At 67.9% G+C, this 15,966-nt stretch carries 18 protein-coding genes and 1 pseudogene; 8 read left to right on the top strand and 11 right to left on the bottom strand.

From position 1 onward, the window contains the following. Nucleotides 1–25: 25 nt before the first annotated feature. Nucleotides 26–247, top strand: a complete 222-nt coding sequence (locus BZZ08_RS01960) for a DUF6924 domain-containing protein (RefSeq protein WP_241965328.1) — start codon at nucleotides 26–28, stop codon at nucleotides 245–247. A gap of 162 nt (nucleotides 248–409) precedes the next feature. On the opposite strand, the gene BZZ08_RS38535 is transcribed toward BZZ08_RS01960, so the two are convergent. From BZZ08_RS38535 to BZZ08_RS01940, 6 genes and pseudogenes are all read right to left on the bottom strand, one after another. Next, nucleotides 410–841: a DUF5958 family protein gene (locus BZZ08_RS38535; protein WP_133169134.1), complete on the bottom strand. Its 432-nt coding sequence runs from the start codon at nucleotides 839–841 to the stop codon at nucleotides 410–412. A 742-nt stretch (nucleotides 842–1,583) separates the two neighbouring features. Continuing rightward, nucleotides 1,584–2,664, bottom strand: a pseudogene (locus BZZ08_RS01955) (protein kinase family protein). Nucleotides 2,665–2,787: 123 nt separating this feature from the next. After that, nucleotides 2,788–3,438, bottom strand: a complete 651-nt coding sequence (locus BZZ08_RS01950) for a hypothetical protein (protein ID WP_104630327.1) — start codon at nucleotides 3,436–3,438, stop codon at nucleotides 2,788–2,790. Nucleotides 3,439–3,652: 214 nt separating this feature from the next. Further along, nucleotides 3,653–3,916: a hypothetical protein gene (locus BZZ08_RS39250; RefSeq protein ID WP_241965327.1), complete on the bottom strand. Its 264-nt coding sequence runs from the start codon at nucleotides 3,914–3,916 to the stop codon at nucleotides 3,653–3,655. 103 nt (nucleotides 3,917–4,019) lie between these two features. Continuing rightward, complete coding sequence (locus BZZ08_RS39245; protein ID WP_241965326.1) at nucleotides 4,020–4,271, bottom strand: hypothetical protein; 252 nt, start codon at nucleotides 4,269–4,271, stop codon at nucleotides 4,020–4,022. A 263-nt stretch (nucleotides 4,272–4,534) separates the two neighbouring features. Further along, nucleotides 4,535–4,834, bottom strand: coding sequence for a hypothetical protein (locus tag BZZ08_RS01940; RefSeq protein ID WP_104630326.1), 300 nt, complete (start codon nucleotides 4,832–4,834; stop codon nucleotides 4,535–4,537). An 82-nt stretch (nucleotides 4,835–4,916) separates the two neighbouring features. On the opposite strand from BZZ08_RS01940, the gene BZZ08_RS01935 reads away from it, so the two are divergent. Beyond that, the gene (locus BZZ08_RS01935) at nucleotides 4,917–5,570 is read left to right on the top strand and encodes a hypothetical protein (protein ID WP_104630325.1); all 654 of its coding nucleotides are present in this window, start codon (nucleotides 4,917–4,919) and stop codon (nucleotides 5,568–5,570) included. Between the two features lie 285 nt (nucleotides 5,571–5,855). Here BZZ08_RS01935 and BZZ08_RS01930 read toward each other — a convergent pair whose 3' ends face one another. Next, complete coding sequence (locus BZZ08_RS01930; RefSeq protein ID WP_104630324.1) at nucleotides 5,856–6,701, bottom strand: DUF1963 domain-containing protein; 846 nt, start codon at nucleotides 6,699–6,701, stop codon at nucleotides 5,856–5,858. Between the two features lie 257 nt (nucleotides 6,702–6,958). Between BZZ08_RS01930 and BZZ08_RS01925 the strand changes: the two genes are divergently transcribed. Beyond that, nucleotides 6,959–7,297 (top strand): DUF6233 domain-containing protein, encoded by a 339-nt coding sequence (locus tag BZZ08_RS01925; RefSeq protein WP_198601220.1) that lies wholly within the window; start codon nucleotides 6,959–6,961, stop codon nucleotides 7,295–7,297. Nucleotides 7,298–7,637: 340 nt separating this feature from the next. Here BZZ08_RS01925 and BZZ08_RS01920 read toward each other — a convergent pair whose 3' ends face one another. After that, complete coding sequence (locus BZZ08_RS01920) at nucleotides 7,638–8,624, bottom strand: alpha/beta hydrolase family protein (protein ID WP_241965325.1); 987 nt, start codon at nucleotides 8,622–8,624, stop codon at nucleotides 7,638–7,640. 58 nt (nucleotides 8,625–8,682) lie between these two features. On the opposite strand from BZZ08_RS01920, the gene BZZ08_RS01915 reads away from it, so the two are divergent. Then, nucleotides 8,683–9,273 carry a helix-turn-helix domain-containing protein gene (locus BZZ08_RS01915; protein ID WP_104630322.1) on the top strand — a complete coding sequence of 197 codons (591 nt, stop codon included), beginning with the start codon at nucleotides 8,683–8,685 and terminating at the stop codon, nucleotides 9,271–9,273. 1,331 nt (nucleotides 9,274–10,604) lie between these two features. On the opposite strand, the gene BZZ08_RS01905 is transcribed toward BZZ08_RS01915, so the two are convergent. Then, the gene (locus BZZ08_RS01905) at nucleotides 10,605–11,015 is read right to left on the bottom strand and encodes a LysR substrate-binding domain-containing protein (RefSeq protein WP_198601219.1); all 411 of its coding nucleotides are present in this window, start codon (nucleotides 11,013–11,015) and stop codon (nucleotides 10,605–10,607) included. Further along, nucleotides 10,993–11,178: a helix-turn-helix domain-containing protein gene (locus tag BZZ08_RS38930; protein ID WP_198601218.1), complete on the bottom strand. Its 186-nt coding sequence runs from the start codon at nucleotides 11,176–11,178 to the stop codon at nucleotides 10,993–10,995. The genes BZZ08_RS01905 and BZZ08_RS38930 overlap by 23 nt, the downstream gene beginning before the upstream one ends. 196 nt (nucleotides 11,179–11,374) lie before the next feature. Between BZZ08_RS38930 and BZZ08_RS01900 the strand changes: the two genes are divergently transcribed. Continuing rightward, complete coding sequence (locus BZZ08_RS01900; RefSeq protein ID WP_104630321.1) at nucleotides 11,375–11,722, top strand: DoxX family protein; 348 nt, start codon at nucleotides 11,375–11,377, stop codon at nucleotides 11,720–11,722. 509 nt (nucleotides 11,723–12,231) lie between these two features. Here the strand turns inward: BZZ08_RS01900 and BZZ08_RS01890 are convergent. Beyond that, entirely contained in the window at nucleotides 12,232–13,173 is a 942-nt protein-coding gene (locus tag BZZ08_RS01890; RefSeq protein WP_104630320.1) for an ADP-ribosylglycohydrolase family protein, read from the bottom strand. 386 nt (nucleotides 13,174–13,559) lie between these two features. On the opposite strand from BZZ08_RS01890, the gene BZZ08_RS38925 reads away from it, so the two are divergent. The 3 genes from BZZ08_RS38925 (at nucleotide 13,560) to BZZ08_RS39240 (ending at nucleotide 15,954) form a co-directional block, all read left to right on the top strand. Continuing rightward, a complete protein-coding gene (locus tag BZZ08_RS38925) occupies nucleotides 13,560–14,081 on the top strand; it encodes a hypothetical protein (RefSeq protein WP_198601217.1) in 522 nt (173 codons plus the stop codon). Nucleotides 14,082–15,199: 1,118 nt separating this feature from the next. Continuing rightward, the gene (locus BZZ08_RS38695) at nucleotides 15,200–15,367 is read left to right on the top strand and encodes a hypothetical protein (RefSeq protein WP_157953302.1); all 168 of its coding nucleotides are present in this window, start codon (nucleotides 15,200–15,202) and stop codon (nucleotides 15,365–15,367) included. Further along, nucleotides 15,346–15,954: a DUF6233 domain-containing protein gene (locus tag BZZ08_RS39240; RefSeq protein WP_241965324.1), complete on the top strand. Its 609-nt coding sequence runs from the start codon at nucleotides 15,346–15,348 to the stop codon at nucleotides 15,952–15,954. Before BZZ08_RS38695 ends, BZZ08_RS39240 begins: the two co-directional genes overlap by 22 nt. The last annotated feature ends 12 nt before the right edge of the window (nucleotides 15,955–15,966 follow it).

The raw sequence follows: 15,966 nt of genomic DNA, 5'->3' as shown, positions 1-15,966 counted from the left end.
GCGGGTGGTCGCGGCAGTCAGGAAGGTGGCCGAGAGCCACCCGCTGCTAGCGGTCACCGCACTGACGCGGGAGGAGTGCGTGGACGAGGAGGACTACGAGCAACTGACCGAGTTCAGTCGCGGTTTCCGCACCGTCCCCGCAGGGCTCCACGACGTCCACGCGAACCAGAGCATCGGCAATCTGGGCTTCGAAGAGTACGCGGCATGGGCTCACGGTGATCCCGAGGGGATCTACCGCTCCTTCTGAACGGGCTCACGAAACTGCGGACAGAGCCAATTTCGAAAATCCCCATCATGGTCTTCCTCACACCAAGGTTCAGGCTGGGTGAGCCCAGGCCAGCGCTGACTGGGGGACGCACGAGGGAAACTGCCTGTTACCCAGCCCAGCCACGAGCCGGGTTGGCCGGTGCTACGGCTGCCAGGTTGCAGATGGCAGGTTGTGCCATGCGTGTCCGCAGGCGCCTTTGCAGTGCGTCTCGCGACGGCGGGTGTCGGCTATAGCGAACACGGAGACGAGGACACGGAATGCCGTGACACGTTCGGGTGCGGGGAGACCCGCGAACCCGTAGCGGGGCGGGTCCATGCAGATCATGATCGAGGGGTTGGCCGTGGGCTTCACACCCGACCGCGCCACCCCCGCCCGGCCGTCTTCCGCTGTGACGTGCGCCTGCATCGCGTAGCCGGCGATTTCCTGCAGGACTTCCTGCTGGTGTGTCGGAGCGAGGCCGGAAAACCATTCCGCACCAGCGTCCAACGTACGGAACCCTTGCACTATCTCGTTGACAACCCGCTCGGTCTCACCCCGGAAGGTACGACCGTCATCCCTGCTCGATTCGGACACCGCTCGATGGTTTCACGATGCCGTTCCCCGCGAAGGCCGGTATCCGCGCCCGAGAACCGCGTAGACAATAGCCACGCAGTCCGCTCCCTACGGCTGGGCGGTGCGGCACGCCCCCGGGCGGGACGGCGCGAACGCCGCGGCCTTCAAAAGACGAGCCCGTAACGGTCAGCCCACCCGGCACCCCGACCAAGCAAGCTGGCGAGCACCATCATGAACCTGTGCAATGCGCACTGCCCAGCCATGGTCGGGCCGACCAAGGGGGGCTCTGTCTTATACGTGACCGTTTGCACACTCGCGGCTGCACAATGGCCCCGGTACTCTATGTGCACGCGGCTGCACAACGAGCGTGAGGGTCCTGCAAACTCGGCGAGCGCGGTGACTGCGCACAGCGCCCATGCACAGTCACCGCCGGACACGGCCGGTCCGCTGCTGCACAACCGTGCACCACGCTTCGTCGTCCCAGTACCGGCGTACATCCTGCCGTGAACCCGTAATCGGGCCCATGGTCGGCGCTGTGGTCGGACCGCCCAAGCCGGCCTCTCCCGCCCCCCACCAGACAGGCAGCCACCACCCCCGACCACCACCACAAGAGCGCGGCATGCCCACTGGCCAGCCACGGTCGGCCCCATGGTCGGACCGATCAAGAAGAACCTGTCGCCCTCCAGGCAGTGTGCACACTCGCGGCTGGACAAAGTTCCCCGCGCTCAATGTGCAGGTGCCTGCCCACGAGGGCGGGCCCTCACTAACCTGGCGTTGTTGCGCCAGCCAGGGCCCGCTTGACCTCAGCCGCGGGGAAGGGAGTGCGCTTGCTCTGTGTAAGCAGTCGGTGATGAAAGTCGTCCAGGACGATTGCGTGCGGAGCGTGACGGTCGATGATCGCGGCGATGTCGGACGGAATGTCAGCGGGTTGGTAGCCGTCGACCCATTCGTGCAGGAAGGCCCCGTGTTCGGTGCCACCACGCACGTCGTTTGGCAGGTGGTGGCGAAGCAGGTGGTTCGGTGCGTAGGAGCGGTCATACACGAGGTGATCATCGAGGAAATCGCGCTCCTCCGCCGTGAGGTCAAAATCGCGGCTCAACGCGAGCCCGAAGTCTGCGAAGTACATCCGCTGGCCGTCGGTGAGCAGATTGGCGAAGTGCGCGTCAAAGTGGACCAGCCCGCGCGCGCTCATGAACTCTGTCCCCCCGCAGCAGCGCCTTCTCGACCCATCGATAGGGCGACTCGCCTCCCGGCTCCTGCGGGGCCGCATCACGGCTGTCGCCCAGCCACTCGGCGAGCGTCTGTGGCAAATGCTCCAGGAAGAGCACCAAGCTGAAGGAGGACCTGCCGATGGCCTCCAACCGACGGCGCACGGCCGACGAGCCCTCCCAATGCGCCACAGCCCCCTCAACGCCGCCGAACCCGTCAACGAAGCCGGCAGGGGGACTGTCAGGCAATACCCGCCAGTGATACAGCAGCGGGGAACCGGCGTACTCGTTCTTCAGTGCCCACCCCGTCGTCGTGATGTGCGCGGCCAGCTCACGCCAGGCACCGAACCCCGCCGACCTCACCCCATACTGGTAGAAGAGAGGAAGATCGAACACGTTTGCGGTCGACCGCACGTGCTCTGGCTGCAACTCGACGTCCGTAAGCGGGACCCGCTTGACGAAGACGCGTCTCCCCTCGACTTCCAACTCCGCCGACCTACCCCCGATACCGGAGCCGAGACGCGGCGCGGCGGACACCACATCCTCAAGCCGACGGTCACTCAACAGGGCCAGCCGGGCTCCCACGGCCGCGTAAGCGGACACTCGCGCGGCATGCCCTGACTCGGTCACATCCATCGGCGGCTCCAGCCTGACATCAAAACTGACTTCTGTTGATCATGCCAGGGCCTTGAAAGCGACTCCCGAAGTCGTCGCCAAATGACTCCCTAAGAAAGGCTCTGGCACAAGTTTCGTGACCGGTTACGATATGTGTTCGCCGCTGGTGCCTGGTAGTGGTGCACTGATGGCCAGATCTTCGTCGAGTCTGGCTGCCAGGTCCGCGGCGAGAGTCGGAGCTTGGCGAGTGGCCCACCGACTCGTCAGAGAGAGAAAGCCTTTCAGTCCCTCCTGCACGGTATGCAGGACCCCCGGCAGGTCGCCCAGCAAGATCTCGATGGGCTGCCCGGGAGGAGTTTCCTGAGCGTCTCTGCCGTCCGGCCAGAGATGCACGATCTCGTCCGCATGCTCAAACCTTGGTGAAGGGTCATGGCCGAGCCACGGGCTCTCTCCGTCTGCGACGTCGAGCCACTCGCGCCAGTCCTCCAGGCCACAACAACAACCCGGCTGGACGGTGGCGTTGGTTCGGGTGTCGTGGACGCGCAGACCTCCTGGTGCGATGACCTTGTCTGTCTCCAGCAATCGGCGAATCGCCTCACTGGCGTCCGTCACGGGGCGATCGTCTTCACTTGTCCGGGAGTTGTAGTCAGCCAGCATGGCCAGCGCGCTACCGACTTCGAGCGGGGACATACCGCCCGACAGAGCCATGAACTGGTAGGAAGGCAGGTCAGCCACCGGCCACAAAGAGAAATCAGCGGTGTCTGGGGTTTCCAGGACGACATTCACGATCAGCACCGCGTCATTCTCCTCTCGGGCGGTCCAGCCTGCCTGCCAATTCTTCCCAGGCCTCGTCACGCCAGGAGAACGCACTTCCGCCATCCGCGGCGTCGCACCGTCGGGCATGGCGATGTGCGGACCCGGCTTCGCCGTTCTCTCCCTCTATACCGCTCCATCGGAGGCCACCGCCACTCAGCCGCCGTTGATGGCCGTTCTTCGCCTGTTCGAGGGATCAGCTGATGACCTGCAACTCCCCTACCCCGACGCCGACAGCGCTGGTGCGGACCTCGGTGAACTCCCGGGAGTCCGCACCTCCGCCGGTGATCTCCCAGTTGACCGTCCACGTCGACATGGCGGTCAGCGAGAACCGCTCGCCAGGCTGGGCGCTGCTGCTGCGGGTGTAGCGGTGTCCGCAGCCCGGGGAGTCGACCATCCCCTTGCTGCCGCGGTAGGGAGTGCCGGGGCCGACACAGGTGACGGTCGTACCGTCGCCCATGGTCGAGCGGATCGAAGTGACTTGTGCGGTGGCGGTCACCGTGACCCGCGCCTGCGGATGCCGACGCGGTCACGGGGCCGTAGGTGGTCTCACCCTGGTTGGCCTACAGCCCCATCGGCACCCCCACCGTGTACCGGCCAGCCGGGCGTGGTGACGCGATGTCCGGGCCGGTGAGCTTCATCGAATCGACCGCACGCTGTGCGAGGACCTCCAGGCCGATCGCGGGCGCGGTCGGGTCGGCGCCATCCGGGATCCAGGTGACGCCGATGCGACCGGTTTCCGGGCATACGACGCGGTAGGCCGCGCCCTTGCCGCCCCGCTCCTTCTTGCCGCCCCGCTCCTTCCCCTCCCGCACCCGCGAGGTTGCTGTCCAGCGGCTGGGGATCGAGCGGAACGTAGGCGCACTTCGGCGCCTACGTTTCGACCGCGCTCGATGCGCCGGCCGAACCGCCCTTGCGGTCGTCTGTCCCGCCCGTGCCAGGCTGGGTGCTGCCGTCCTCGGTGCACACCTTCACGTACATCGACGTGCCCGAGCAGATCCCGCAGCCGTCGCCCCCCTTCCCATACACGACCGGGGCTGAGCGCCCGCCAGGACCACAGCGGCCGCCGCAGCGCCCGTCAAGCACGCCCCGCCGCCGTCGCGTTGATGTCGGTCACCAGCCGCCGGCCGTCCCACCGCTCCGCCGTCGCGGTGGCGATGTACCGCAGCGGCTGATTCATCGGGGGCGGGACCACCTTGTTCGCCTGCACGTCGTACGTCTCGTACTGCGACAGGTCGACACAGTCCTTGAGCGTCGCCTTCGGCGTCTTGGTGTCGAGGTCGAAGTCGGCCACCTTCGCGTCGTCACCGATCTCGCCGCGCACGACGCGCCCCGCCTCCTTCATCCCGGCCAGATCCATCTCGATGTCGGACGACACGCTGTGTGACCCGTATGAGCGACGGCTAGCCTGTTCGGACGATCGCGCCGGGAGCGAGGTCGCACCGTGCCAGCATGGGCGGATGTCCCCTGTGCCTGGAACCCTCCTCTGGCTCTCCGTCGCCGCGGCGCTGACACAGGCACTCACCACCCGGATCCACCTCCGCGACAACCGGACATCGGGCGCGTCCGACCGGGAGAGGGAAATCCCAAACAGAATGGTCCTGCTGGGACTGACGGTCTCGGTGTTCGCCGCCGTGTGGGCGGTACTGGCAAGCCTCACTCTGGAACGCGGGGAGTTCGGGGGTCTCGCCTTCACCGCGGTGCGTGAGGAACTGGACACCACACTCTTCCGCGTCGTCCTCTTCGTTTTCGACGTGGCTTCCGGATTCGTTCTCTGGGCTCCGACGGCCGCGGTGCTGGGTGCGCTCATCGGCAGCCTGCTCGTCGGACGTCTGGATGCCACACAGGTCTTCGTGCACGTGGCCACCTTCACGACGACCGCAACGGCCAGTGTGCTGATCGTCGCCACCGGCATGCACCTCGACTACCGGTTCCGCGTGAGCTGGTTGTTGATCGCCCTGAACACCTTCTGCAGTTTCATGGCAGCCCTGTCGATCCGGGCGCGACTTCCGGGCGGCGCTAGCGGCGACGGACCGCCAGCCCGTGGTCCCAGCACAGGTCTACCTAGTGCTGCCCTGAACCCGGGAAGAGAACGGCGCGGACAGTGGCCGTAGGGGCGCCGCACACCACGCAGGGGTGGGACGGCGTCTCTCGGCACGGGCCAGCGTTCGCCGTCCCGCGGGCGGAGCCGGGGCTGCCTCCAGGCCGTCGGGCGCAATGCCCTGCCGGTCGAGCAGGTCGGCGGGCTCCATGATGTCTCCGTTTCGCCCATGACCTGTCGCAGTGGCTGTTGAGTGATTCTCATCGAAGGTTGAGCGGTCCTCGGGTACCCGCCCCGGCGCACACCCCACGTCTGATCGCCTACACCAATCTCCAGGGACGACATCCGCCGGGCCCGGTCAGGGATTCCAATAGACGGTGCTGAAGGTACGGTCGAAGCGACGGGCCTCCAGGTCCGCGCGCTGGATTCCCCACTGCACGTCCGCGCCTTCCCGATTACTGATGCCCGGGTTCCAGTGGGCCAGCAGTACCCAGTCCTCGACGGCGCCCGACACCGGCTCATCACCGCCCCAACGCCCCCGGTTCGCCTGACGGACGGCGCGGCTCGCGATTCTTTCCAGCGGGTCCGGATCGGAGTCCTCCTGGTCCGCGTACCCGCCGATCTGCAGATGCCCTCTTCTGTCAGAGACGTCGCACCAGACAGTGACCAGCTCGTCAGCGTGCGGAAACCCGGGAAGTGAGTGATAGGGCAGGTCCGGTTCGGTGCTGGCTCTCAACTCGCCCTGCGGGTAGGAATCGACGATCTTCTGGTAGTAGTCATCGCCGGGGTAGCCGTTCCAGGTGTTCTTGTCGCGTTCCTCCACCGGTGTGCCGGCCGGGACGTAAACGGCCTGGCCGCAGTTGCCGTCGCCGTCCGTTTCGTCGAGTGAGGCGAAGAGCAGTAGGCGTCCGTCGGGCGGCAGAGGGAGGTCCTTCGCGTCCTTCGGCAGCGCGGCGAAGTCGACGGACGCGAGGTACGGGTGCTCAGGGTCCGGGATCTCGGCGGGCAGCAGCAGTGGCCCGCCAAACCTGCCCGCGACCGGCCCGTCTCCGCCACCGGTGAGGACCGCGCAGGGCCGGACGTGGCCGATCCACCGGTCCACCTCTTCGGCCGGCAGCGGGTCTATGTCCTCCCACGGGTACCCCTCCTCGACTGCCCGCGTACGAAAGGGAATCAGCATTTCTCGAAGCTTATTGTCCGTCACACCGGCGACTGTAGTTCCCGCCACCGACAACCCCGTGGCCTCCGGGACAACGAAGGCGTCTGAGCCCGGGGTAGGCGAGATGGGAAACGGCGTCTGGGGTGCGCCGTCTCCCCAGACAGTCAGCCTTAAACGATCACTCAACCTTCGGCGAGAAACCTAGCGGTCACCAAACTTCGGTGACAAAGCTCAACCTTCGCTGCGAGAGATCGGTCCACCCCTGGATTGCCGTGTGAGCGGCACATCACAGAATCGAACCTGTGAACGATCCAGGGTCGACGCGGCTGACACTGCTGCGCTTCCTTGAGCGGGTGCAGCTGCGTGACCTGGACCGCACCCGCCAATGGGTCGCCGAGGAAGAACGGCGCGACGCCGAACGACGACGCGGCACTGAGCAGAAGCCGCCCCCGCCCGACTGGCTACTGGAACAGGGCCTGAACGGACACAGCCCGCCTGTCTACGTTCACGTCGGCGGCTGCTCGAACAGGGGCAAGCACAGCAAGGGCATCGAGCGGGAGCAGGCCCGGCGCACCCTCGCAGAGGGTGTCACAGCGTGCCCGGACTGTCGGCCGGACAGCGTGCTGCGCATGCTCGACTAAAGGGTGTGTCCGCCGGAGCTTGTGACCGTCGCGGTTTCGGCCGTTGGCCTGGTCATGGGCGAGGAGTTCTGAGGTGAGGTCGGTGATGGTACGGGTGAGGACGCGCAGTGCGGCCGACCAGTTGTCGGCCCGCCACGTCAACGCGTACTCGACCGGATGGGCGTCGTCGAACGGCACGTAGGCGAGGTCGGCACGGGCTTGGTACGGCTCCGACCCGAGTGGGGCGACGGTGGCGCCGTCGGCGCCAGCGAGGGCGAGTGGGCACCTTCCTTGGCGCGCGGGGCGGCACTGTTCTGGTGCAGGAGGCTGCCGGCCGCTGGCTCACAGGCGGCGCGGACGCTCATCTCTGGCCGCGGCTGAGCCAATGGGCTATGTCGGCAATGACGGCGGGGTCGACATGCTGCGGAGTGCCGTATTCGGCGGGGGTGGAGGGTCCTGCGCCTGGGAAGAAGAGGTGGTTGTCGGCTTCGTAGACACGGATATCGGCTTCCGGGCGGCCGGCCAGGCCCCTCCGCCATCGCACCAGGTCGTTGGCGACGGTCACCTGGTAATCGCGGCCTCCTTGGAGGATGAGCATCGGCTTGCCGAGTCCGGCCGCGATCGTGACCGGGTCGTAGTCACGCAGTTCGAGCCAGTACGGCGCGGACAGACCGAACGGCAGATCCGCTGCTGGGGTCGAAGGCGTGAGTTCCGCGCTGTCGACCAGGGCGGCCTGCCGCTGGAAGGTCTCGACGACCGCGGGTGGGACCTGGTCGGGAAGCACGGTGGCGAGGTGGCTGACGACGCGGACAGCGGCGTGGTGCATCGGCTGCGTGTCACCGGCCATGATCACCAGACCCGCCACCGTGGGTGCGGCGACGGCGACGGCTGGGGCGACCTTGCCGCCCATGCTGTGGCCGAGGACGAAGACCCGCCCGGGGTCCACCGAACGATGGCTACGGAGCAGACCGACCGCGTCGACCGCATGCGGCACGTACTCCCGCGTCATCGTCAGGTCCGATGCCGCGGCCACATCGCGGTGGGCGTATGTAGCCTTGTCGAAGCGCAGCACCGTCGTCCCACGGCTGGCGAGCCCCCAGGCCAGATCCTTGAGCGGCTTGTTCGGCCCACTGGTCTCGTCGCGGTCGAACGGCCCACCACCGGCGAGCAGCACCACGCCGGGGCCGGGCGCCTGCCCGCGGGGGACGCTCACCGTGCCTGACACCGCGAATGGGCCGCTGCCGACAGTGACCTCGTGCTCGCTGAAGCAGCCGGGTTCGGCATAGGGCGGCGGCGTCCAAACAAGTTCTGATCCGGTCATGACCTCCGTCGCAGCACTGTCAGACACGCCATCACCACCTTTCTCAAGAGCTGCGAACGGTAGCATGACATGAGATCATTATGGGATGGATGCTTTCGAACTCCTGGCCCACCCGGTGCGGTTGCGAGTGGTTCATGCGATGCGCGGCGGCAGGGAACTGACCACCGCCGACCTGTGCGACCGCATTCAGGACGTTTCGAAGGCCACGGTTTACCGGCACGTCGACCTGCTCGCAGCCGGCGGGGTCCTGGAAGTCGCCCTGGAGCGGCGCGTGCGCGGCGCGGTCGAGCGGCGCTACCGGCTGCGTCGCGACCGCGCGGGGATCAATACAGCGACGGCCAATTCACTCTCGCTCGACGACCACCGCAGCGCATTCGCCGCCGCTCTGGCGGTCCTGACTGCCGAATTCACCGCGTATCTCGGCCGTGACACAGCCGATCCGGTAGCCGACCTGGTTGGCTACCGGCAGCATGCCGTCTGGCTCAGTCCTGAGGAACTGCACGGGATGATCGACGGGATGCGGGAGGCGATTGCCCCCCACCTGGCCAACGAGCCATCACCCGACCGCACGCAGTACCTGATCAGCCCGATCCTCTTCCCCATCGAAGCGCCGCCGACCGAGATCGGCACCGACAACACCGCCGCGGACAGCCAGAGCCCGGGACCCGGCATCTGAGCCAGGTCCACCACTGTCCCGTGTCACCCCGAAGCACGCCGTCCAGCAGCGCGGCCCGCGCAGCCAGGCGCTCACCCGCCTCCCCGGGCAGCCCGAGCGGGGCAGCACGGTCGGCCAGGCCTGCTCCCACGCCTCACCCGCCGCCCGCTTCGCCCGCGAATCGCCCCACCTCTAGGCATTCTGCGCAAACAAGGGATGCATGCCCTCGTAAAGCTCACCGCTGTAAAGATCACCGTCGAGGCCGCCCGGGCCGACTGGTCCTGATGTGACTGCCGGGGCACCGGCACTTCCGGCTCGTGGACGTGTCAGCATTGCACCCACGCCGGCCAGTAGACCGGTCGCCGCGAGCAGTACGCTCCAGCGCATTCCTGCCAGGAACGTGTCCGCCCCGGCCGGCAGCGCTCCGAAAGCGGCTACAGCCTTGGCTCCGCCCCGCCTGCCGTGCGGTCTGGATCCGCCTCCTCCTGGACGACCGCCACCGTGAGGCCCACCGACAGGGTCGTCCCCTTCGCCCGCCTGCGTAACACCGCACCCGGCCCGTACTGGAGGACCCCCGAACAGACCGCCGACCTCGGCCGCGCCGGATCCCTCGAACGCGCCGCCGGGGCTTTGGGGAGGCGGGTCCACCGTCCCGAAGCCGACCGTGGGCGGCTGGTCATGGTGCCGCCTCGGCGCGTGCGTCCTGGCTCACGGCGGACGGGCAGCCCAAGGTGGCCACGGTGCTGCGACAGGCAACCCGCGACCGTCGGCCGGAACATGCCATCGTTCACCAGAGCGCGCAGTCGACGTCAGCAGATGAGTGCGGGTCGCTGTCACGGAGCGAAGAGGAAGGCGGACAGCGGGTCATGACGGTTGTGCTCGGTGTCTGCGCCGGGCACGGGCAGCCGCTCGGCTCCATGGGAGATCAACCCGGTGTGTTCACACGGCACGACACCCAACGCGGCAGAGGGTGTCTCCCGCCGCCGGGGTGTGCCCGGGCAAGGGGGCTTGGCGGGTCACGGGGTGGTCTGGGGGGCGAGCGCGCGGACGAACTCGGCAAATGCCCGCACGCGTGGCGGCTCGGCTTCGGCGCACCAGACCCAGTGCCCATTCGGTGGTGGGGGCGTTGGGCATGGGGAGGAACCACACGCCGGGGTGTGTGTAGTAGCGCAGGACGTGGGCGTTGAGGGGGCAGATGCCGGTTCCGGCCGCGACGTGCGTGAGGATTTCATGGAAGGACTGCGTCGGTGGGCCTGTCGGGGTGACGGGGCGTCCGAGGGGGGGTCCGGGAGGGGAGCATGGCCCTGATCCACGACTCCGGAAGCCCGTGGTCCACGGTCAGGGCAGGGTGGTCACCCTGGTCCTCCAGGTCCGCCTCGGCCCGCCTCGGCCCGCTGGGCAAGGGCATGGGTCGTGCCGACCGCGAGCACTCGGCCCTCCCTCAGCACGATCGGTCCGACGGTCAGGTCGGGTTCTTGTACTGGCAGCCACAGCGGAGCCGCGTCGGTTTTCCTCTGTCTCAGCGCGGTGAACGGATCGCTGAAGTGCACTTCCTGGAAGGTGATCCGGCAGTCCGGGTGGCGTGCGGTGAAGTCGGTTGCCAAGGGCGCTAGTTCGTGGCCGAGTGCGCCCATGACCCCGATGGTGAGGGTGCCCTCGGCCCGTCCGGCGGTGGCGGTGGCCACGGCCAGCGCCTGCTGGATGCCGTCGTAGCCGGCCCGCAGCTTCTGAGCCAGGCCTTCACCGAGCGGGGTGAGCCGCACCGACCGGCTGGTTGCGCAGGAAGAGCCGGCCCCCGATGCGTCGTTCCTGCGCCTTGATGGCCTGACTGACCCTGGCCTGGGACACGTACAGACGGTTCGCGGTACGTCCGAAGTGCAGTTCCTCGGCGAGCGTCAGAAATATTTCGATGTCCCGCATCTCCATGTGCCCGCCCCGCCTCGTTCCTCGGACTCGGAGACGTCCGGGGCTTCGCCCGCATCCGCCATCAATAACCCACGTGTGATCGATTCTTTCAAAAGCAGACGTTGATGGTCCACGGCTTCCGAAACAGACTGCCGGTACCGCCCTGGCGGCACGTCTATTCGTTCCATCCCACTCGTACCATCCGGGAGCTGCACCGATGTCTGTGACCGCAATCGTCATCACCGTCCTCACCGCCCTGTGGGTGGGTTTCTCGGGCGTCTCGCTGTTGCGCCGCGCGCCCTTCGTCGTCGACCCGCTGGTCTCCTACGGAGTGCCCCGCCCCTGGTGGACCCCGCTCGCCGTGGCCAAACTGCTGGGGGCGGCGGGGCTGCTGGCCGGCTTGGCCGTGCCGGCCGTGGGGGTGGCCGCGGCAGTGGGTCTGATCCTCTACTTCGTCGGGGCCGTCGTCACTGTCCTGCGCGCCCGCTCGTACAAGACCGTCGCCTTCCCGGTCCTGTACCTGGCACCCGTCGCCGTCACCCTGACGATCGCCTTCACCCAGTAGCGTCTCATTAGTGTCTCTTTCGAGAGGTGACACAGGGGGGCGCATCGACTCAGAAGCTCTGCTGGAGGCTCGAATATGGTGTGTTCCGGGCCATGTGCCCGATCAGCCGCTGCGGCCCCCGTCTCGGTCTGCGCGAACTCGCCCACGAGGACGTCGACGCCGTGCTGGCCATCTGCGGCAGTGCCGCGGCGACCGAGCACATGTCCTTCGAACCGCGCGCGCGAGCAAGTCGAATCTTTTGTGTCTCGGTTCGTCGCGTCGGTCGCCGAACATGCCGACGGCCGAGCTGGAGCGCCTGGAAGCGGAGAAGATCCGACGGCTCACTCGCCTCACGCACGGTGGTCGACCAGGCCACCGGCGCACTGACCGTGCTCGGGCAGCTACCCAGGGACGAGGGGTTCACGGTACTGCCGGAGGTCTCCTAAAGGCGCTGCTGCAGTCTCACGAACGCGAGGCGCCCGGACTCCCATTTCACCCGCTCGCCGTTTATGTGAGCTCTCACGTGTGTCTCACCGCGGGTCTTCCTCCAGGAGGCGGTGTGCGAGCTGAAGCAGGTTTGCCAGGTCCAGCACCCGTCCGTCGAAGCCCGGAAGGGGGACATGGAGCGGCTGGGTCCAGCGGGCGGGGATTGCGTCCAGCCCGTAGTACGCCCCGGCGAGGCCTCCGGTCACCGCGGCGACGGTGTCCGTGTCCCCGCCGAGGTCGATCGCCGCGCGTATCGCGTCTTCGAAGGTAGTGGTGGTGCGCAGAGCCCAGGCGGCAGAGCCGAGGCAGGGCCAGACGGCACCGTTGAACTCGGTCGCCTCGTCGGGGTGCCAGTCGGGCGCGAGAACGGTGGTGTAGCGGCCCCGGTGGTCGGGATGGACAAGAGCGAGAACGTCCGGGAGCACAGTGAGAGGGTCGGTGTCCTCGAACGTGACGCGGATGAGTTCGTGGAAGATCGCGGTGCCTTCCCAGGCCGCGCGGTCGCCGTGGGTCAGGGCAGCGATGCGGCGGGCCGCGTCCGTGGTGGCTTCCTGGCCGGCGGCCGCGAAGTAGACCGCGGACGTCGACGCCCGCATCAAGGAGCCGTTTCCCGCTGCCCGCCGGTTGACCTGAAAATGGATCCCGGCAGCGAGATCCCAGGGCATGCCGTTGGCCAGGACGTCCTCGGTCTGCAAGCCGATGTCCTTCGGGTCTGCCGCTGCCCAACGCTGGAAGCGGGCGAAGATGTCCGGCAGATCCAGCCCGCCCCGCTCCAGCAGCGACTCCGCGACCAAGACGGCCATCTGCGTGTCGTCAGTGGCCTCGCCGGGATCCCAGCCACCGCCTCCGCACATCTCCCCACCGGCACTGGGCGCGGGAAACCGTACGGAAAACGCTCCCGGGGGACCGAACTCGAAGGGAGCCCCCAGGGCGTCACCCACCGCCGAGCCGACGACCGCTCCGGCCGCCCGCTGCATCCGCTTCATTCGCGCAGGCTATCTGTGCCGCGCCAACGCCGCGCAGCCCTATTTCCTTCCTTGGGCTCCCCGAGCCACCGGCGGCGAACGTGTCTCGTCTACGGAGGTGTACCGCCTGAGACACCCTGGGGCTGAATCACCTGTACAGGTCACATAACACCGTCCAGGCCGGTGTACCCGGGCATCTGCGCGAGGGCCTCGCCCTGGTTTTCCGGGGGCCGCGGCGGTCATGTCGGTGCCCTGCATCGAGCCCAGCAGCACCCGCCCATCCGCGTGGCGGGCGAGCTGGGCACGGTAGCCGTCCCACCTCGGCTCAGCGGCGGCTCCGGCTGGCAAGTCGGGGCTGGGCACTGGTGTGGTGAGCATCGGCTCCGGCAGCGTCCAGGTCATGCCCGATGCCTTCGACGCCCGCTAGCTCTGTGTGCGCCTGTGGGTCAGGCGGCACGGAAATCGCGAGCAGGGCCGCCGCGCCACTCCACCCACCGCCGGTCTTCCAGCACAGCCTCTGCGTCGTCGATGCCGGCGCCTTCGAGGAACACCACGAGGTCGTGATCGCTGTAGGCGGTGCGGAGTATCTCGTCCCGGCCGTGACGGTGCACGCTGTACAGGCACCGGCCGCGGTGCTGGCCCTCACGGCCGTGGCCGAACCCCCCTCGCTGGACCGCACCGCGCTCGCCGAGGCCGCCTTGCGGTCGGCCGAATCGGACGCCGATCCGGCAGGCGCCTGCGACGCCCTGGAGGCACTCGGCCTCGACGCATTGACCGACGACCACGCGCGCCGACTTGCCGCTCTCGCCGACGGCGACGCCCGGGTGGTCCGCTCGGGAATCGAAGACCGCGTCATCCACCAGGACGAAACCCTCCGAAACCGCGCCCGGTCACTTCTCACCGCCTGCCCGGACACCGCGGCACCCTGACCTGCCGGTCATCGTCCGCTGCCCTGACATCTGAACCCGACCGCGCCCCGCATCATTCGTCCCGGACCGTGAGCGTCGTAGGTGGCCGGACGGGCCACCTACGACGCTCAGTCGGCCACTGAGTTCTCCAGTTGGCCGCTCCGTGCTCAGTCGCCGACCTCAGGACGTGCCTGCTGGGCCGTGCGGCATGATTGCGACCATGCGTAGAGGGGTGGGCGGGGGGATCCGCCGGTTGTGGCCATGGTACGGACGCGGCGAGTCGGCAACGGCCGAGAGAGAGGCCGAGATCACGGCCTTCGGTGAGGCTGTAGACGTCCATTCCTTCAGCCCCGGCCAGCCCGGCGCCACCGATGAGATGCGGGCCGAGCTGGCGCGTGCCCTTGACGCATACGACCAGGCAAAGCGGGACGTCGCCGGCAATTGGAGGCGGGCGGAAACACTCGATGTCCTGCGCACTCTGGACGAGGGCAGGCACGCGCTGGCCTGTCTGGATGCCCTGATCGCCGGCCGACCGCTGCCAGAGCACATGCCGCTGTGCTTTTTCGACGCCCGGCACGGTCGGGCCGTCCGGCAAGTCAGCTGGGCGCCTCCCAGGGGCGCCGCTCGCAACATCGCCGTATGCGCAGCTGACGCGGTCCGCCTGACGGAGAACCCGAGCCCAAGCACTCCGAGACAGCCGGGGCCAGGCAGCAGAGTCAGCGCACAGCCACGTGGGGCCAAACCTCGCCCGACGATGCCGACGCGTGTCCCTCAGCTGCAGGTGAGCGGGAAGGGAGGCAGCGGCGAGCAGATCCATCAGCTGCAAATGCCGTCGTACCGCCCGGCCGTGATGGTCTTCTCGACCATCGGGCAGGCACAAGTCCAGCTACGCTTCGAGGGCGGCAGGAAGGCGTTCTTCACGCCTGTACCGGCTGTCCGGCGACGGTACCCCCATCACCGCCCGGATTCCGCTGCCGGAAGGGCGTAAGGCAATCGCCTTCCGTGTGTCTGCGGCCGGCGAACAGGAGGGGTGGACGGCGAGTGCGGCCCCGCTGCGAGAAGTCCCGCGCTTCCACGACGAGATCAACGGGACCGGATCGGATGTCGTGCACTATAGAGGGGAACCGGGCCCAGGTGTCTTGCACTACGTGGGACCGGGCCTGATCCAGTTGGAGGCGCTGGACGACCGCCTCGCCTACTGGGTGACGGTGACCGAGGGTCGCACCGGGGTGCATACGTTCCAGTGGCCCGGCCGCGGCTACTACCAGGTGCGCTCGGCCGGAGCATGGAGCCTGTCCGCTACGTGACAAAGCGCCGATCACTGCCGGTTGAACCGGACCGGTCTGGTGCCCGAGTCCTGCGGCAGAAGCGAATCGAACCTCCATCAGCCAACCGAATCGGTTGCTGTCCCCCGGCCAACTGTGACGCTCAGAGTGGCCAACTGAAGCACTCAGTCGCAGGACTTGCGTTCGATGATCTGCCCTCCGACCGGGAACGTCTTCAGACGTTGCGGATCTGGCACGCCCTGTGGGTGCAGCGCATCGACACCAAGATCGCAGCCCTCCGGCAGCGCCAGCTCGAGGAAGAGCACGGGCGCCGCAACCGCCCCACGCCTCCCGAGTGGACCGTCGAACTCGGCATCGGCGCGAGCCGCCCGCCGCTCCAGGTCCACGCCGGCGACTGCCACACGGCCGGCACACGCCGCCGCCCCGTCGACCGCGAAGAAGCCCGACGCCTCCTCACCGCCGGACTCAAGGCCTGCACCCACTGCCAGCCCGACATCCAACTGCACATCGACTCATCCCGCAGCGAGGTCCGGCACGGCCGCGCTCTGAGAACCCATCTTCGAACCTCAAGACCACTGAGTGTGGTGATCGGCTGGGATTGGTCCTGAGAGGATGCAGCC

The organism is Streptomyces sp. MH60 (assembly GCF_002939385.1).
In the GTDB taxonomy this organism is placed as follows: Bacteria; Actinomycetota; Actinomycetes; order Streptomycetales; family Streptomycetaceae; genus Streptomyces.
Note: the sequence above shows the minus strand (reverse complement) of the source record. Positions and strands in the feature narration are given on the sequence as shown.

Bases quoted from the DNA above. Each gene is read 5' to 3' on its own strand.
- BZZ08_RS39250 (WP_241965327.1), bottom strand. From the start codon at position 3,916: ATGGGCGACGGTACGACCGTCACCTGTGTCGGCCCCGGCACTCCCTAC.
- BZZ08_RS01935 (WP_104630325.1), top strand. From the start codon at position 4,917: ATGTCCCCTGTGCCTGGAACCCTCCTCTGGCTCTCCGTCGCCGCGGCG.
- BZZ08_RS01915 (WP_104630322.1), top strand. From the start codon at position 8,683: ATGGATGCTTTCGAACTCCTGGCCCACCCGGTGCGGTTGCGAGTGGTT.
- BZZ08_RS38930 (WP_198601218.1), bottom strand. From the start codon at position 11,178: ATGGAGATGCGGGACATCGAAATATTTCTGACGCTCGCCGAGGAACTG.
- BZZ08_RS01900 (WP_104630321.1), top strand. From the start codon at position 11,375: ATGTCTGTGACCGCAATCGTCATCACCGTCCTCACCGCCCTGTGGGTG.
- BZZ08_RS01890 (WP_104630320.1), bottom strand. From the start codon at position 13,173: ATGAAGCGGATGCAGCGGGCGGCCGGAGCGGTCGTCGGCTCGGCGGTG.
- BZZ08_RS38925 (WP_198601217.1), top strand. From the start codon at position 13,560: ATGCCTTCGACGCCCGCTAGCTCTGTGTGCGCCTGTGGGTCAGGCGGC.
- BZZ08_RS39240 (WP_241965324.1), top strand. From the start codon at position 15,346: ATGGAGCCTGTCCGCTACGTGACAAAGCGCCGATCACTGCCGGTTGAA.